Source organism: Capnocytophaga sp. oral taxon 336 str. F0502, from assembly GCF_000411575.1.
GTDB classification, from domain to species: Bacteria; Bacteroidota; Bacteroidia; order Flavobacteriales; family Flavobacteriaceae; genus Capnocytophaga; species Capnocytophaga ochracea.
The window spans coordinates 505621-521901 of sequence record NZ_KE150489.1 but is presented as its reverse complement, the minus strand read 5'-3'; the positions used below and the strand labels follow the sequence as shown (position 1 = coordinate 521901).

12 protein-coding genes and 1 tRNA gene are annotated in these 16281 nt (G+C 38.7%); 9 read left to right on the top strand and 4 right to left on the bottom strand.

Annotated elements, in window-relative coordinates; all coding sequences use genetic code 11:
* Window positions 1–49 precede the first annotated feature (49 nt).
* The 3 genes from HMPREF1528_RS05670 to HMPREF1528_RS05660 all read left to right on the top strand — a co-directional run bounded on the left by HMPREF1528_RS05670 (window position 50) and on the right by HMPREF1528_RS05660 (window position 6239).
* Window positions 50–2926, top strand: coding sequence for a TonB-dependent receptor (locus tag HMPREF1528_RS05670; protein ID WP_016478994.1), 2877 nt, complete (start codon window positions 50–52; stop codon window positions 2924–2926).
* Between the two features lie 142 nt (window positions 2927–3068).
* The gene (locus HMPREF1528_RS05665) at window positions 3069–5099 is read left to right on the top strand and encodes a hypothetical protein (RefSeq protein WP_016478993.1); all 2031 of its coding nucleotides are present in this window, start codon (window positions 3069–3071) and stop codon (window positions 5097–5099) included.
* A 12-nt stretch (window positions 5100–5111) separates the two neighbouring features.
* Window positions 5112–6239 (top strand): aminotransferase class I/II-fold pyridoxal phosphate-dependent enzyme, encoded by a 1128-nt coding sequence (locus tag HMPREF1528_RS05660; RefSeq protein WP_016478992.1) that lies wholly within the window; start codon window positions 5112–5114, stop codon window positions 6237–6239.
* A gap of 57 nt (window positions 6240–6296) precedes the next feature.
* Here HMPREF1528_RS05660 and fmt read toward each other — a convergent pair whose 3' ends face one another.
* Window positions 6297–7247 carry a methionyl-tRNA formyltransferase gene (gene fmt, locus HMPREF1528_RS05655; RefSeq protein WP_016478991.1) on the bottom strand — a complete coding sequence of 317 codons (951 nt, stop codon included), beginning with the start codon at window positions 7245–7247 and terminating at the stop codon, window positions 6297–6299.
* Window positions 7248–8179: 932 nt separating this feature from the next.
* On the opposite strand from fmt, the gene HMPREF1528_RS05650 reads away from it, so the two are divergent.
* Complete coding sequence (locus HMPREF1528_RS05650; protein WP_016478990.1) at window positions 8180–9436, top strand: sulfate adenylyltransferase subunit 1; 1257 nt, start codon at window positions 8180–8182, stop codon at window positions 9434–9436.
* 78 nt (window positions 9437–9514) lie between these two features.
* Here HMPREF1528_RS05650 and HMPREF1528_RS05645 read toward each other — a convergent pair whose 3' ends face one another.
* On the bottom strand, window positions 9515–9985 hold the full coding sequence (locus HMPREF1528_RS05645) for a hypothetical protein (RefSeq protein WP_009411679.1): 471 nt from the start codon (window positions 9983–9985) through the stop codon (window positions 9515–9517).
* Between the two features lie 421 nt (window positions 9986–10406).
* On the opposite strand from HMPREF1528_RS05645, the gene rocD reads away from it, so the two are divergent.
* From rocD to HMPREF1528_RS05620, 5 genes are all read left to right on the top strand, one after another.
* Complete coding sequence (rocD, locus tag HMPREF1528_RS05640) at window positions 10407–11651, top strand: ornithine--oxo-acid transaminase (protein ID WP_016478989.1); 1245 nt, start codon at window positions 10407–10409, stop codon at window positions 11649–11651.
* A gap of 119 nt (window positions 11652–11770) precedes the next feature.
* Window positions 11771–12580 (top strand): enoyl-ACP reductase, encoded by an 810-nt coding sequence (locus HMPREF1528_RS05635; RefSeq protein ID WP_009751608.1) that lies wholly within the window; start codon window positions 11771–11773, stop codon window positions 12578–12580.
* Between the two features lie 68 nt (window positions 12581–12648).
* A complete protein-coding gene (yidD, locus tag HMPREF1528_RS05630; protein ID WP_002680684.1) occupies window positions 12649–12858 on the top strand; it encodes a membrane protein insertion efficiency factor YidD in 210 nt (69 codons plus the stop codon).
* A gap of 13 nt (window positions 12859–12871) precedes the next feature.
* Window positions 12872–14215, top strand: a complete 1344-nt coding sequence (gene dgt, locus HMPREF1528_RS05625; RefSeq protein ID WP_016478988.1) for a dGTP triphosphohydrolase — start codon at window positions 12872–12874, stop codon at window positions 14213–14215.
* Between the two features lie 142 nt (window positions 14216–14357).
* A tRNA-Asp gene (locus tag HMPREF1528_RS05620) sits at window positions 14358–14431 on the top strand.
* Window positions 14432–14630: 199 nt separating this feature from the next.
* Here HMPREF1528_RS05620 and HMPREF1528_RS05615 read toward each other — a convergent pair.
* Both HMPREF1528_RS05615 and fabD read right to left on the bottom strand, forming a co-directional pair.
* Window positions 14631–15401: an ABC transporter ATP-binding protein gene (locus tag HMPREF1528_RS05615; RefSeq protein WP_009411683.1), complete on the bottom strand. Its 771-nt coding sequence runs from the start codon at window positions 15399–15401 to the stop codon at window positions 14631–14633.
* Entirely contained in the window at window positions 15398–16279 is an 882-nt protein-coding gene (gene fabD, locus HMPREF1528_RS05610; protein WP_016478987.1) for an ACP S-malonyltransferase, read from the bottom strand. Before fabD ends, HMPREF1528_RS05615 begins: the two co-directional genes overlap by 4 nt.
* Window positions 16280–16281 lie beyond the last annotated feature (2 nt).

Genomic DNA, 16281 nt, shown 5'->3' with positions numbered 1-16281 from the left:
CTTAGCTCACTACTGACCATAACCATTCGTAACTAATTTAACTAATATAATGAAAAGCTGGTTTTTAAATGTAGCCGTACTTTTTCTCACATCAATGCTTTACTCTCAGCAAGGAGTTATTACAGGTGAAGTAATTGATGGTGATTACAACGCTCCGTTAATGGGAGCAAATGTTTTGGTTAAAGGGACTACCAAAGGAGCTTCTACTGATATGGACGGTAAGTATTCCTTGAATGTAGACTCACCTACTGGAACCTTAGAGTTCTCTTATCTTGGATATGTTACCAAGACAGTTTCGTATAAACTTGTGAATGGTAAGGCGCACGTGCGAATTACCCTTACAAGCGACCAACAAACCCTAGGAGAGGTAATTGTAACAGGTAAAAGTACCTTGTTAGACATTGCACAAGAGCGTAAAACACCTGTGGCGGTATCTACTATTCAAGCTACCGAAATTATAGAAAAATTAGGTACACGTGAACTTCCTGAAGTACTCAATAGAACGCCTTCTGTTTATGCTACAAAAGGGGGAGGAGGCTTTGGTGACTCTAAAATCAATATTCGAGGCTTTGACAGTAGGAATGTGGCTGTAATGGTTAATGGTATGCCTGTAAACGATATGGAAGGTGGTACCGTATACTTCAGTAACTGGACTGGGCTTTCAGATGTAACTTCCGCGATGCAGGTACAACGTGGACTCGGCGCATCTAAGTTGGCGATTGCATCGGTAGGTGGTACTATGAATTTCATTTTGCGTGCTTCGGATATGCAAGAAGGAGGGAATATATCTTTCAACTATGGTACTAATCAAGAATATAAAGGTACGGTTTCTTACAATACAGGAAAGAGTCTTACTGGTTGGTCGGCTTCTGTGTTGTTCAGCAAAAATGCAGGACGTAAATATGTAGATGGTACTCAGTTTGATGGCTATAGCTACTATTTTGCATTAGGTTATGAACCTTCTAAAAAGCATAGTTTCCAATTTACCTTCACAGGGGCTCCACAATGGCATAATCAACGTAATATAAGTCCGCTAATTTCTGATTATCAGAAATATGGTTCAGAAGACAAACCCAACCGTCGCTATAATTCAGATTGGGGATACTTAAATGGTGAAGAACACACCATTAAGAAAAATGTTTATCACAAACCAGTAGCAATGCTCAATTGGGATTGGAATATCAATGAAAGTACTTCCCTTAGTACTGTAGTATATGCATCATTAGGGCGTGGTATGGGAACAAGTTCATCGGGGGTGGCACATTCAATCTCTTCGAAAACTACTGCTAGTGGTACAACCACTTATTCACTTCAGAAAAACTATTTAAATTCTTTCCGTAGAGATGATGGACAGATAGATTTCGATAAAGTGGTGCGTTATAACAACGGAGAGACAGTAGATGATTTACTCCCTATGCAACACCCAAGAGAAGCAGGAAAGAACGTAACAATTGCTAATCCAGGTGGAGGTCGAGCTTTTACAGGTTATGGTGAAGGTTTTACCTTAAATGGATCAGTAAACTCACACGACTGGTATGGTATCCTTACCAACCTGCAACACCAGATTAATAATCACTTTACTATTAATATGGGGCTTGATGGTCGTTATTACTATGGTTATCACTACCAAGTAGTAACTGATTTGTTGGGTAACGATAGTTATACTGATAATACACGAAATAACAACAAGAATTTGGCAACCCCTACCGTAATTCGTTCTGCGGTATCTACTAAGCCCTCTTGGAATCCTTTCCAGAAAGTAGAACCTCTTGAAAATCGTATAGGTTATAGTAGTGAAGGGGAAGTGAAATGGATGGGACTTTTTTCACAGTTAGAATACTCCGACGATCATTTTTCAGCTTTCTTACAAGGTTCTACCTCTATGCAGTCATACCAACGTATTGATAACTTTTTGAAAGATGGAGTTTCACGCGCCATAAGTACAAATCCTAATTCGGTAATGTATACTAAAACAGGTTTTAAAAACTTGATAGGTTATAATATCAAAGGAGGAGTGAATTATAATATCAACGAACAGCATAATGTGTATGCTAACATAGGATATTATTCTAAGCAACCTTTCTTCAACGCTGTATATCCTAACAATCTAAACTATTTAAATCCTTCGCTTACCAATGAAAAGATATTTGGAGTAGAAGCTGGATATGGTTTTAAATCTAAATTCTTCAGTGGTAATTTAAACCTTTATCACACTACTTGGAAAGATAGATTCCTTCGTCAAACTTACACTTTCGGAAGTTCTTCAGGAGGACGTGGCAGTAATACAGGCTATGCAAATATTTTGGGTGTTCAAGAAATACACAATGGGGTGGAAGTAGATTTCAAAGCTACTATTACTGATTACTTAAAACTAAATGGTATGTTCTCATTTGGTGACTGGTATTACAAAGGTGATGCCTCAGGAACTCTTTTGAATGAGAATGGTAATGCTATAGACTTACAAGGAAATGAGGTGCCTGTTGGTAGGGCTGCAGAGCTCAAACTATACTTAGATAAGGCAAAAGTAGGGCAAACAGCTCAAACAACAGCTTCTTTAGGATTAACTGTACTGCCCGTGAAGAATTTGAATTTTGATATCGATTGGCGCTATATAGATAACCTATATGCTAATTTGAATATTGGTACTTTTTCTGAAAAGACAGTAGCCGAAAAAGGAGCTATAAAATTACCTGCTTATCATTTGTTTGACCTTTCTGCTTTTTATAGATGGCAACTTACTGATAAGCAACGTCTCACTTTCTCAGCTCACGCCTATAACCTATTAGATACTTATTACATCGCTGAATCATATACAAGCATTCACACCACTGATAGTAGTAAAACTTACCAAGGTATCGATGTGAGAAACCAAGTGTACTTTGGCGAAGGTCGTACCTTTAGCTTCGGAGTACGCTACAACTTCTAATAAGTTGAAAAATAAAAGATAAGAACTCAAAAGGCTGTCCTACTCGGGCAGCCTTTTTTAATTAACAAATTAGCAGATTGACAATTTTTTCGTACCTTTGCACCATTCTAATTTATCAATTCTTAATTATTTATTGTAAGATATGTTACGATTCGCAAAAGAATATAAATCTATTTATGAAATCTTTGAGACTTATATGCACTCATCAGACTATGAAGATATTGACTTCGTGTTTGATGTAGTGAACTACTTTCGTCGCAAAAGTAAAAATAAAAAGTCTCCTCTCAATATCGATGAACTCATCACTGAAATCAAACACAAACCCGAGTGCATCGCTTTCTTCAAGGAAAAGCTCCATAACGTATTTGCTAATAAACAAAAAGTAATTCTTTTTACTGATGCTGGTCTGCTGAACAGTGTTTCTTTCTTCAAAGAATTGCGTCGTCGTATCAGTCGTCAGCTTTTGCCCGACCAGCCTTCGGAAGAGAATATACAATACGTACTCAACCAACTCTTCTACCGTCCTTCCGATGTGAAATGGGTAAATCAAATTCCTTTAGATAACTGGAAAGAACTCTTTGAAATTCTTGCTGTATCTACTTTCTATGAGGATAGTGAGAGCAAAACTACTTCCAAGCAAATCCTTTTGGCTATAATGATTCTCTCCCAACGTATGGGAGGGCTCGCCTTGCAAACTGATGTGCGCCGTATGGTGCCTGAATATGCTCACCTCAACAGCCCCTTTATCGCTCTCGACGATGAACTGAACAATCTTGCACGTACTCTTTCCAAGGAAGATAAGCCTTATTTATATATACAAGACCATGAACTCGATTACAAACAGCTGAATATCTTAGCTGGTCAGTGTGAGGATTTCGTAAACAAAGCTGATGCCAATACTTCTAAATATGGGGTGAGTTTCAGTGTGAACCAAACTCTTTTGCTCATTCGTCAGCAAATAAAACGCATCAAGCGACTCTATAACTACCTGTTTATAGAAAAAGAAGCTGATAAATGTGAAAAAACAATTGCCTTCTACTTAGATATGGTGAAAACTAATTCTAAGAAGAACAATATTCGAAAGCTGATAGATGATAGTGTTTATAACATCACCTACGAGATTACGAACTATACTGGAAAGACAGGTGAACACTATATTACTTCTACTACCGGTGAGTACTTCAAGATGCTCAAAACAGCTTTGTGGGGTGGCGTTATCGTGGGTTTTATGTGTTTGGTAAAACTCTATATGTCGATGCAACCCGACCAAAGTGATTTTTTTCGTGCGCTAAACTACAGTTTAAACTACGCTATTGGTTTTGTGCTCATCTACCTCACAGGGTCTACTTTGGCTACCAAGCAACCTGCGATGACGGCTTCTACGATTGCTAAGACTTTAGAGAGCCTCAGCGACAACGATAACAATAAAGAAAAACAGAAACACTACACCGAATTCTCAGCACTCTTCACGCGTTTGTTCCGTTCGCAGTTCATTGCCTTTGTGGGCAATGTGTTTGGGGCTTTTCCTGTGTCTATGCTTTTGGCGATAGGAATGAGTTATCTCAGTGGTTATAATATCGCTACCAAAAAGAGTTTACATCTCTTGGAAGACCTGAATATATGGCACACTCCCGTATTCTTGCACGCTTGTATTGCAGGGATATTTCTGTTCTTATCGGGTATTATAGCAGGCAACGTAGCTAGTGTAAACAACTTTAACAACTTCTATTATCGTCTTTCCGAACACCCTTTTCTTAAAGGCTTCTTTGGCAAATTACGTATGCAACGCGTTGCTAACTGGATGCAACAAAAGTGGCCGAGTGTCGTCTCAAATATTTGGTTTGGAGTCTTTATGGGAAGTGCGTGGGCAATAGGTCATTTCTTCGGTTTGCCCATCGATATACGCCACATCACCTTTGCCAGTGGTAATTTAGCTTATGGCTTGTATGGTATGAATTTTATCATTAGCTTGGAGAATATCCTTTGGTGTATTTTAGGGATAGGCATCATCGGTTTAGGTAACTTTATTGTGAGTTTTGGTCTGTCGCTATGGATAGCCTTACGTTCTCGCGAAGTCCCTGCTTTTGAACTAAAATATTTAGGTCGTTGCGTATGGAGAGCCTTTAAAGCACATCCCAGAGCCTTTTTCTTTCCTGTAAAGGAGAAAGAATAAAAGAATATTCAAATGAAACACATCGAAGAAAAATTAGCTGAACGTGAGGCTCACAATGCTTTACGCAGTCTCAAACAACGCCATTTTGCTATTGATTTCTACTCCAATGATTATATAGGATTCAGTACAAATTCTGAGATTACTAAACGCATCTCTGAATTACTCCCTCAACAAACAGCACCTCACGGGGCTACAGGATCGCGATTGCTTTCGGGTAACTTGCCTATCTTTTCCGAAACCGAAAGCTATATAGCTCATTTTCATAACGCCGAAACAGCTCTTTTGTACAATTCGGGCTATGATGCCAATGTGGGATTCTTCTCCTGTATTGTAGGGCGAGGTGATATTATCTTATACGATAGTTACAGTCACGCTTCTATACGCGACGGTATTTCACTGAGTTTAGCCAACTCCTATAAGTTTAAACATAATGATTTAGACGATTTAGAAAAGCTCTTAAAAAAGTTTGCTTCCCCTGATAAAACGGTGCTCATCGTTACTGAAACAGTTTTTTCAATGGACGGTGATAGTCCTGATTTGGTGCGTTTGGTAACATTAGCAAAGCAGTATGGGGCTTATATAGCGGTAGACGAAGCTCACGCCATAGGAGTGTTTGGCAAACACGGCTGTGGATTGGTGCAAGCATTGGGGGTAGAAGAAGAAATTTTTGCCCGCATCGTTACCTTCGGGAAAGGCTTGGGAGCACACGGAGCTGCTGTTTTAGCTTCAGATGAGGTGATACAGTATTTAGTGAACTTTTCACGCTCTTTCATATATACTACTGCTATGAGTCCACATAGTGTGGCAACTATTAGGGCAGGATATGAGACCTTACAGACAACTAAATCAATAGAACAACTGCATCATAATATACAGTATTTTAAAACGCAAATTGCCAAATACAAAATACAAGGTTTTATTCCTTCTGATTCAGCCATTCAAGCCATAGTAGTAGCAGGCAATGAACGAGTGAAAGCACTTGCCGAAGTACTACAAGCCCAAGATATAGGCGTATTACCGATTTTAGCACCCACCGTACCTGCGGGACAAGAACGCCTGAGAATATGTTTACACAGCTTTAATACAGAAGAAGAGATAAATATTTTAATTAGCCAATTAGCCAGTTTGTCAATTATCTGATTAGAAAATCAATTTTTACCAAAGTTTTTTAATTGCCTGTCGTGCTACGACTCGTCATTATAGTATTGTGGTATTATCAAAGCTGAACCCATTTAGCAAGTCTGTGGTCTTCATACGTTTTTTAGCAGGTAATTGCAATTCTAATAGCTGTATATAACCATCTTTCACAGCTACACGTAGTCCCTTTTTATCTACTAAGAGTTCCCCAATAGGATATTGATGAGAGACAGGTTCGAAAAGAGCATCATATACTTTTACATTTAACACTTCTCCTTTTTGTACAAACGCTGTCCACGCAGTAGGGTAGGGACTCATTCCCCTCACTAAACGCTCTATTGTCATTCCTTCCGCTTGCCAATCTATCTTACAAGTCTCTTTGTATATCTTAGGAGCTTCGGCAAAAGTTACTTCTTTGTTTTGTGGTTGGGTAGTGCAAGTCCCTTCTGCAATGCTATCTACGGTTTTTAGTACCAATTCAGCGCCCTGCACCATTAGTTTGTCGTGTAAGGTGCCCGCTGTTTCGTGAGACCCAATAGGTGTAACCTTTTGTGCGATAATAGCTCCCGTATCAATCTTCTCGTCTATAAAGAAAGTCGTTACCCCTGTTTCCTTTTCCCCGTTGATAATTGCCCAGTTGATGGGAGCTGCTCCTCGATAGTTAGGTAAAAGAGAGGCGTGCAGATTGAATGTGCCGTATTTAGGCAATCGCCATACCACTTCGGGCAACATACGGAAGGCTACTACTATTTGCAAATCGGGTTGTAAGGCTTTCAGTGCATTTACAAAAGTTTCATCTTTTAGTTTTATGGGTTGTAACACTGGTATCCCTTTGCTTTCGGCATAGAGTTTCACTGGCGACTGGTGTAGCTTCTGTCCGCGTCCCGAAGGTTTATCGGCTACCGTTACTACACCTACTACGTTGTAATGGTTCTCTACTAATGCTTTTAGCGACGCCAAAGCAAAGTCAGGTGTCCCCATAAATACAATTCTCATTTTATCACTTGTCATCTTTTTTACCTTTTACCTTATAATCTTTTAATTGTCTCAGAAGCTCATTTTCTTATTTCAGTTAAGCGATGAGCTTGTTTTTAGCTCTGATTTATTTTGCGCAAAAATATAAAATTTGGTATTAATAGTAAAGTTTTTTGTAGTAAAACTTTTAATACGAGTTATTATTGGTTCTTCTTTTGCCCCTTAGAGTTAAATAACATCAATTCAATATAACAAAATTCCATTTTTCATTCGCCTTTCCCGTCACTAATTTCCCCTTTTTCGTCATACTCCCTCCTAGTGCCTATGGCCTATAGTCCAGAACCTCTCACTCCATTTGCTAATTTCCAAATTTGCTAATTTTCTAATTTCCCGATCCGTCTATTATCTTTTCGTCATACTTCCTCCTAATGCCTATGGCCTATAGTCCAGAACCTCTCACTCTATTTACTAATTTCCAAATTTGCTAATTCTCTAATTTCCCGACCCGTCAATTCTCTTTTCCTTCACACTCCCCCCTAGTGCCTATGGCCTAAGGCCTATTGCCTTTTCCCTTTCTTTCGCTTCGAAACCCCGTTTTTAACATTTTTATCATTGTTGTATCATATTATGAATCAACTATTTGTATACCCTTTCTATACCAATCGTCCAAGATTCGTATAAGCTTCCTATAAGCTCCCTATAAGCTAACCATACCCTCCTAACGACCATTTCTCACCAAAATCACTCTTAACTCACTTTCGAACTTCTCTGTTTTCTTCCGATAGCTCTAACCCTCTATCGCCCGCGTGACTCGCACCTCTCACCTGTCTGACCCCGTTCTACAAGTCCGCCTCTGCTGGTGCATTTCTTGTAGTTCGTGCCCCATTTACTAATTTCCAAATTTGCTAATTTGCCAATTAGTTTGTACTTTTGCACCAAATTATATTTACTCAACAGAAATAAAGCAAATGAATATATTACGATTTATCACCGCAGGTAGCGTAGACGACGGTAAAAGTACCCTTATAGGTCGATTGTTATACGATAGCAAAAGTATTTTAGCCGACCAGCTCGAAGCATTGGAACAACAATCAAAAAATAAGAACGACGATGGTATCGACCTCGCTATCATCACCGACGGGCTTCGTGCTGAACGCGAACAAGGGATTACTATCGATGTAGCCTACCGCTACTTTGCTACTCCCAAACGCAAATTTATCATCGCCGATGCTCCTGGTCATACCCAATACACCCGCAATATGATTACGGGGGCTTCTAATTCCGAGCTCATAATCATTTTGGTAGATGCTCGCAATGGCGTAACCGAACAAACTCGTCGCCATTCAATCATCGCCTCCCTGCTCAATATCCCAGAGGTAGTGGTAGCCGTAAACAAAATGGACTTGGTAGGTTATAGCGAAGAGGTGTTTAACAATATCAAGCAAGAGTACGAAGAGATTGCCAAACGTTTAGGATTGAAGAGCGTGCACTATTTCCCTATTTCGGCTTTTGTAGGCGATAATATCGTGAATACCACTGAGGCAATGCCTTGGTACAAAGGTAATTCGCTTTTAGACTTTTTGGAAACAGTAGAAATTAGCAAAGACAACTATGACCAACCTCGTTTTCAGGTGCAGTATGTAATACGCCCACAAACCGAAGCTTTACACGATTACCGTGGTTATGCGGGAGAAGTCATTTCGGGCACGTATCGCAAAGGTGATGCGATAATAGTAGAACCAGAAGGTATTAGTACAAAACTCAGTAAGATAGAGTATAACGGCGAAGAAGTTGCAGAAGCAAAGGCAGGTGACCCAGTAGTACTACACATCGAAGACGATATCGATATTTCTCGTGGCGACTACTTTGCCAAACAAGGAGCAGAGCCTCAGCAAGGGCAAGATATCGAGGCTATTGTATGCTGGATGGATAAACGCGAATTGCGCGAAGGTAATAAATACTTGTTGCAACAGCGTAGTAAACTTGTAAAAGCAATTGTGAAGGAAATAGAGTATAAAATAGACGTCAATACCCTCAACCAAACTGAAGGCGTAGAAAGTGTAAAACTCAATGAAATCGCAAAAATCCGACTCAAAACGGCTTCCCCATTAGTATACGACACTTTCCAAAGCAATCCTCCAATGGGTAGTGCTATCCTCATCGATGAGACCAGCAACGCTACTGTAGGAGCTGTGATGATAGATGCTAATAATAAGATATTATAAGAGTTTTATTTGATTGATATAAAAAAGCACAAAACAGATATTTCTTGTTTTGTGCTTTTATAGTTTTTTGTAAAAATACTAAAAAAAATCATCTAATAGTGTCCCAAATTCTCTTTTACATTTGTAAAGTAAAGCTCTTGAGATACCAATATTTGATTTAGGTCTATCTAAAGCGGTGATAGAAAAGAATTTACCTAAAGCTGAAATCATCAGCATAAACGTAATTTTATCTGTTTCAATAAGGATATAATCTAACTCCAATTTTCCTAAACCATTACCATCTACAACTTTCTTTACTTGATCAACAATAGTAAGGTGAAAAGCAGAGCCTTGCTCAATTATCCTTGAAGCTTCCTCATTAGCAGAAGCTTTACTTAAGATAGAACCATCAGTACTGCTCAAAATTCCATAGAAAAGGAATCCTGGCATTCCTGCTTTCATATCTTGACAGTGAGCATCAAGCATTTGTTGTAGTTGTGCACCTGTCAGTTGTACTTCCGTATCTGTTTTTACGTCTGTACTTTTTGGTTGTAATACTGTATCTGCCATAATCTATGATTTTTTAATTGAGGCAAAGGTATAATATTTTTTTAATAAAAAGAAATTTTTTACAAAAAATCTTTTTTCTATTTTTTGGATAAATATAAAATCTAATGTTAATACAAAGAAAATCAATAGTTAACACTGTAATAAAATTATTGTTCAAAAGTATGAAATACTGCAGAATTATTTCTGTGAAAAGAAAAAATACTACAAGTATAAAACGATATAAACTATTTCATATAAAGAAAATTTAGGCGTTAAACTTCTTTTTTTATATGAATATATAGGATTATTTAATTTATTGTTGTATCTTTGTCCAAGTTTTTTACGATAGAAAAATTACTATTAGACACAAAGTAAATATGAAAATATAGTTTTGTAATAGAATGAATATTATTTTATCTTTAAAAGTATATAACACAAATATATGATAACACATAAATTAACCTCAGAACAAGCAATGACACTCGAAAATCAGTACGGTGCCCATAACTATCACCCACTACCCGTCGTACTCTGCAAAGGGCAAGGGGTATATGTGTGGGACGTCGAAGGCAAACGCTACTACGATTTTCTTTCGTCTTACTCTGCCGTAAACCAAGGTCACTGCCACCCGCGTATTATCAAAGCGCTTACTGACCAAGCACAAACTCTTACACTCACTTCTCGCGCTTTCTACAACGATAAGCTCGGAGTGTATGAAAAGTACGTAACCGAGTATTTTGGCTTCGAGAAAGTTCTCCCGATGAATACAGGAGCTGAAGCGGTAGAAACAGCTATTAAAATATGTCGCAAATGGGCGTACGAACAGAAAGGGGTGCCTGAAAGTGCTGCCATCATCATCGTATGCGACCAGAACTTCCACGGGCGTACCACTACAGTTGTATCTTTTTCATCTGATAAAAATGCGCGTAAGAACTTTGGACCTTATACACCTGGTTTTGTTTCCGTTCCTTACAACGATTTAGTCGCTTTGGAGAAAGTTCTTGCTGATAATAAAGCAACAGTAGCAGGCTTTTTAGTAGAACCTATACAAGGTGAAGCTGGTGTATACGTCCCTTCCGAGGGGTATTTAAGCGGAGCAAAAGCCTTATGCGAAAAGTATAATGCACTATTTATCGCTGATGAGGTACAAACAGGAGTAGCGCGTACCGGGAAACGTTTGGCAGTAGACTACGAGAATGTAAAACCAGATATATTGGTACTGGGGAAAGCTCTTAGTGGTGGAGTGTATCCCGTAAGTGCTGTCCTTGCCGATGACCGTATTATGCACGTGATTAAAGCTGGACAACACGGTAGTACTTTTGGAGGCAATCCTTTGGCAGCAGCCGTAGCGATTGAAGCCTTACAGGTAGTAAAAGATGAACATTTGGCTGAAAATGCTGCTCGTTTGGGTGAGATTTTCCGCAAAGAAATCGGCGAATATATCAAAACTTCAAAAATAGCCACTTTAGTACGTGGTAAAGGGCTCCTAAATGCGGTGGTTATCAACGATACCGAAGAGAGTGACACTGCTTGGAATATCTGCCTAAAGATGCGCGATAATGGTTTGCTCGCTAAACCTACTCACGGCAATATCATTAGATTTGCTCCGCCATTGGTAATGAATGAAACGGAATTAAGAGAGTGTATTGCTATTATTATCAATGCTTTAAAAGCGTTTGAAAAGTAATACACTTATTGTATACAGATAGAAAGCTACCTAAAATGTCAGGTAGCTTTTTATTTATACAGAAATATTTTGTACATTTGCCCCATAGGAACAAAATTCATTTTATAAAAGAAAAAATTATGTATAATTTATTAAAAGGAAAAAGAGGTATCATCTTTGGTGCCTTAGACGAAAATTCTATTGCTTGGAAAACAGCAGAACGTGTACACGAAGAAGGTGGTAAGTTTGTACTTACCAATGCTCCCGTAGCAATGCGTATGGGACAAATAAAAAACTTAGCCGAAAAAACAGGCTCTGAAATCATTCCTGCCGATGCTACCAATATGGACGATCTCCAAAACTTGGTAACTAAAGCTATGGAGATTTTAGGAGGTAAGTTGGATTTTGTGTTGCACTCTATCGGTATGTCGGTAAACGTGCGCAAAAACATTCCTTATACCGAGTCTAACTATGTGAACACCGAAAAAGGTTGGGACGTTTCAGCGCTTTCTTTTCACAAAGTATGTCAAGTGCTTTATAAGAATGATGCAATGAACGAGTGGGGTAGTATTGTTGCCCTTACTTATATGGCAGCACAACGCACCTTCCCTGATTATAACGATATGGCTGATAATAAAGCTTACTTAGAATCTATTGCGCGTAGTTTTGGCTATTTCTTTGGTAAAGACAAGAAAGTGCGAGTGAATACCATTTCACAATCACCTACCGCTACTACTGCAGGACAAGGCGTAAAAGGTTTCGACGGTTTTATCGCCTACGCCGATGCTATGTCACCACTGGGTAATGCCACCGCTCAAGATTGTGCCAATTATACGGTATCTCTCTTCTCCGATCTTACTCGCAAAGTAACGATGCAAAACCTCTTCCACGATGGAGGCTTCTCTAATACTGGTGTAAGCAACGAAGTAATTGAACGATTTACTAAGTAGTAGTTAGAAATTGGTTGTTAGTAGTTAGAAAACTAACGGCTAATAACTACTGACTAATAACTAATGAAATGAAGTATCTTTTCATTTATTTAGTGCGCTTTTATCAAGTAGCCATTTCGCCACTTAAGCCTCCTACGTGCAGGTATACCCCTACCTGCTCGCAATACACTTTAGAAGCCTTGCAAAAGTACGGTTTTTTTAAGGGAGGCTGGTTGGCTATTAAGCGTATATGTAGTTGCCACCCTTGGGGAGGAAGTGGCTATGACCCCGTACCTTAAATAAACAATAAAAATGCTTTGGGAAAACTTACTCTCTCTTAATAAATATGGTGATACTAGTCTTCGTTTGCGAAAAAATGAAGATGAAACACGACTCAGTTTTGATATGGATTATGACCGTGTGGTCTTTTCAAGTGCTTTTCGTAGCTTGCAAGACAAAACACAAGTAATTCCACTTTCAAAAACAAGTTTTGTACACACACGTCTTACACATAGTATTGAGGTGTCGGTAGTGGGGCGTAGTTTAGGGCGTGCTGTGGGTAAACACGTGCTCACCAAATATCCTCACTTGCGCGAATTGGGCTACCAAACTAATGATTTTGGAGCCATTATTGCAGCAGCTGCGGTAGCACACGATATTGGTAATCCACCTTTTGGGCACAGTGGTGAAAAGGCTATAGGAGAGTTTTTTCAATTCAAAAAAGGAACTGCTATCAAACATTTACTCACAGAAGCCGAGTATGCTGATTTGTGTAGTTTTGAAGGGAATGCCAATGGCTTTAGAATCCTTAATGAAACACGTTTGGGGGCAGAGGGGGGCTTACGGCTTACTTATGCTACCTTAGGAGCTTTTACTAAGTATCCTAAAGAATCATTACCTGTACGTCCTACTGACCGTATAGCTGATAAGAAATATGGTTTTTTCCAAGGCGATAAAAAATTCTTCAAAGAGGTGGCTGAAACTTTAGGACTAAAATCTAATAGTGTAAATGGTGAATTGCGTTATGCACGTCATCCCTTAGCTTTCTTGGTAGAGGCAGCCGACGATATCTGTTATACTATTATAGACTTTGAAGACGGTATCAACTTAGGACTTATCAGCGAAGATGTAGCCTTAGAGTATTTAGGTGGTATCATCTCAGATAAGATAAATACTTATAAATATAGCAAACTACAAACTAAAGAAGAACGTATTGCTTATTTGCGCGCAGTTGCTATAGGAGCTTTGATACAAGATGCTACCGACATCTTCTTGCAAAATGAAGATGCAATCTTGGCAGGAGAATTTCACCAGTCGCTTTTATATGATAGTAAATATCGCCACCAAATCACTGATGTAATAGATTGTAGTGTGGAACGTATATACCAATCCGATGAGGTAGTAGAAAAAGAAGTATCGGGCTATGTGGTTTTGCAACATTTATTAGATATCTTTTTTACAGCTATTATCAATCAAGAAAACGGACGTGAAACATCATTTGATAAACTTTTGCTTAAAAAGTTACCTGAAAAGTATCGCAAAAATGGCTCGTTATATGACAAGGTGATGGGCATTACTTGTTATATTACAAGCCTTACCGATAGTAATGCAGTGGAATTACATTTAAAAACAGCCAATACAACCTTTAATATCTAATACTTTAATATGTTTATTATCAGATATATTATAAAGAAAGATTAAAAAAAGTTTAAAAAAACACTCTAAAAATTTGCAAGTAATAAAAAAAGTAGTACCTTTGCAACCGCAATGAAGAAATGAATTGCACAAATTTACTGAAGGTCTGGTAGTTCAGCTGGTTAGAATACATGCCTGTCACGCATGGGGTCGCGGGTTCGAGTCCCGTCCAGACCGCTTCATAAGATTTAGTTGTGTTGTTTTGTGTAAATATTTTTACACGGGTTTATAGTAAACCAATGAAAGCTTTCCTTTCTCCAAGGAGAGCTTTTCTTTTTAAGTGAGATTTAGAATATAAATTCCCTTAATTCTCTAATAATAAAAAGACTACCTATAAATTTTATGGGTAGCCTTTTTAGAAATTTAATTATTAATCTTAATCCTCGTGTTCTTCTAAATAAGCCTTTCTTACCTTCTTAAATAGCTCCGATGAATACACAAAGTCAGTAACTGCTTCGTTATCGGTGCGGAAAATAGTTTCTTTAGTGCCTTCCCATTCTTTATAACCATTTTTTAGGAATACAATCTTAGCCCCTATTTCCATTACTGAGTTCATATCGTGAGTATTGATTACGGTGGTGATGTTAAACTCTTCAGTAATTTCCTGAATAAGGTTGTCTATTACGATAGAGGTCTTAGGGTCTAGTCCCGAGTTAGGTTCATCACAAAACAGATAGTTGGGTTGGTTTACAATCGCACGAGCAATAGCAACCCGTTTCTGCATACCTCCAGAAATTTCTGATGGTAATTTATCATCAGCATTTACTAAGTTTACACGGCTCAATACTATATTAGCACGCTCGCGTATTTCTTCAGGTGTTTTCTGAGAAAACATCTTCAAAGGGAACATCACATTCTCGAGCACCGTCATAGAGTCGAATAAAGCGCTTCCTTGGAATACCATTCCCATTTTTTGACGCAAGGCTACACGTTCTTTGCGTTTCATATCAGCGTACTTCACCCCATCGTAGATAATGTCGCCCGAATCGGGGGTAAAAAGACCTAAAAGTGATTTGAGGAACACAGTTTTACCTGAACCACTTTGCCCGATAATCAGATTCGTTTTACCTTTTTCAAAAGTAGTAGAAATACCTTTGAGCACTTCAGTTCCATTAAAAGATTTATGTAAATTTTCTACTTGTATCATATTTCTGCCGAAGCTACCACTGCCTCTTTGTTTATTTTCTTCACCAAGCCTTGTAGTACTTTGCCAGGTCCTACTTCAATAAATTCGGTAGCACCATCAGCAATCATCTGTTGTACACTTTGTGTCCATTTCACAGGAGCAGTAAGTTGCTTGATGAGGTTCTTTTTAATGTTAGCTTCATTGCTTACAGCCGTAGTAGTTACATTTTGGTATACTGGACAAAGCGGTTTATGGAAAGTCGTTTGCTCAATCGCTGCTGCCAATTCTTCTTCGGCAGGTTTCATCAGTACTGAGTGAAAAGCTCCGCCTACAGGCAATACAAGAGCACGCTTAGCTCCTGCTTCTTTCATCTTTTCGCAAGCTGCTTCTACAGCTTTGAGTTCACCTGAAATCACCAACTGACCTGGGCAATTATAGTTGGCAGGGGTTACAATTCCGTCAACTGTTGCACAAAGTTCCTCAACCTTACTATCGTCTAAGCCTAATACGGCAGCCATTGTACCAGGTTGTAATTCGCAAGCCTTTTGCATAGCGGTAGCACGTTTGGCTACTAATTGCAAACCATCTTCAAATGAGAGGGCTTCATTGGCTACTAAAGCAGAAAATTCACCTAATGAATGTCCTGCAACCATTTGAGGAGCAAAATTTTTACCAAGTACTTTGCTAAGGATTACTGAGTGCAAGAAGATAGCAGGCTGGGTAACTTTGGTTTGTTTGAGGTCTTCATCAGTACCGCTAAACATTATATCAGTAATGGAGAAGCCGAGAATGCTATTAGCTGCTTCAAAAAGAGCTTTGGCTTCAGCAGATTTTTCGTATAAATCAAGCCCCATACCTACAAATTGGGCTCCTTGACCAGGGAAGATGTATGCTTTCATTT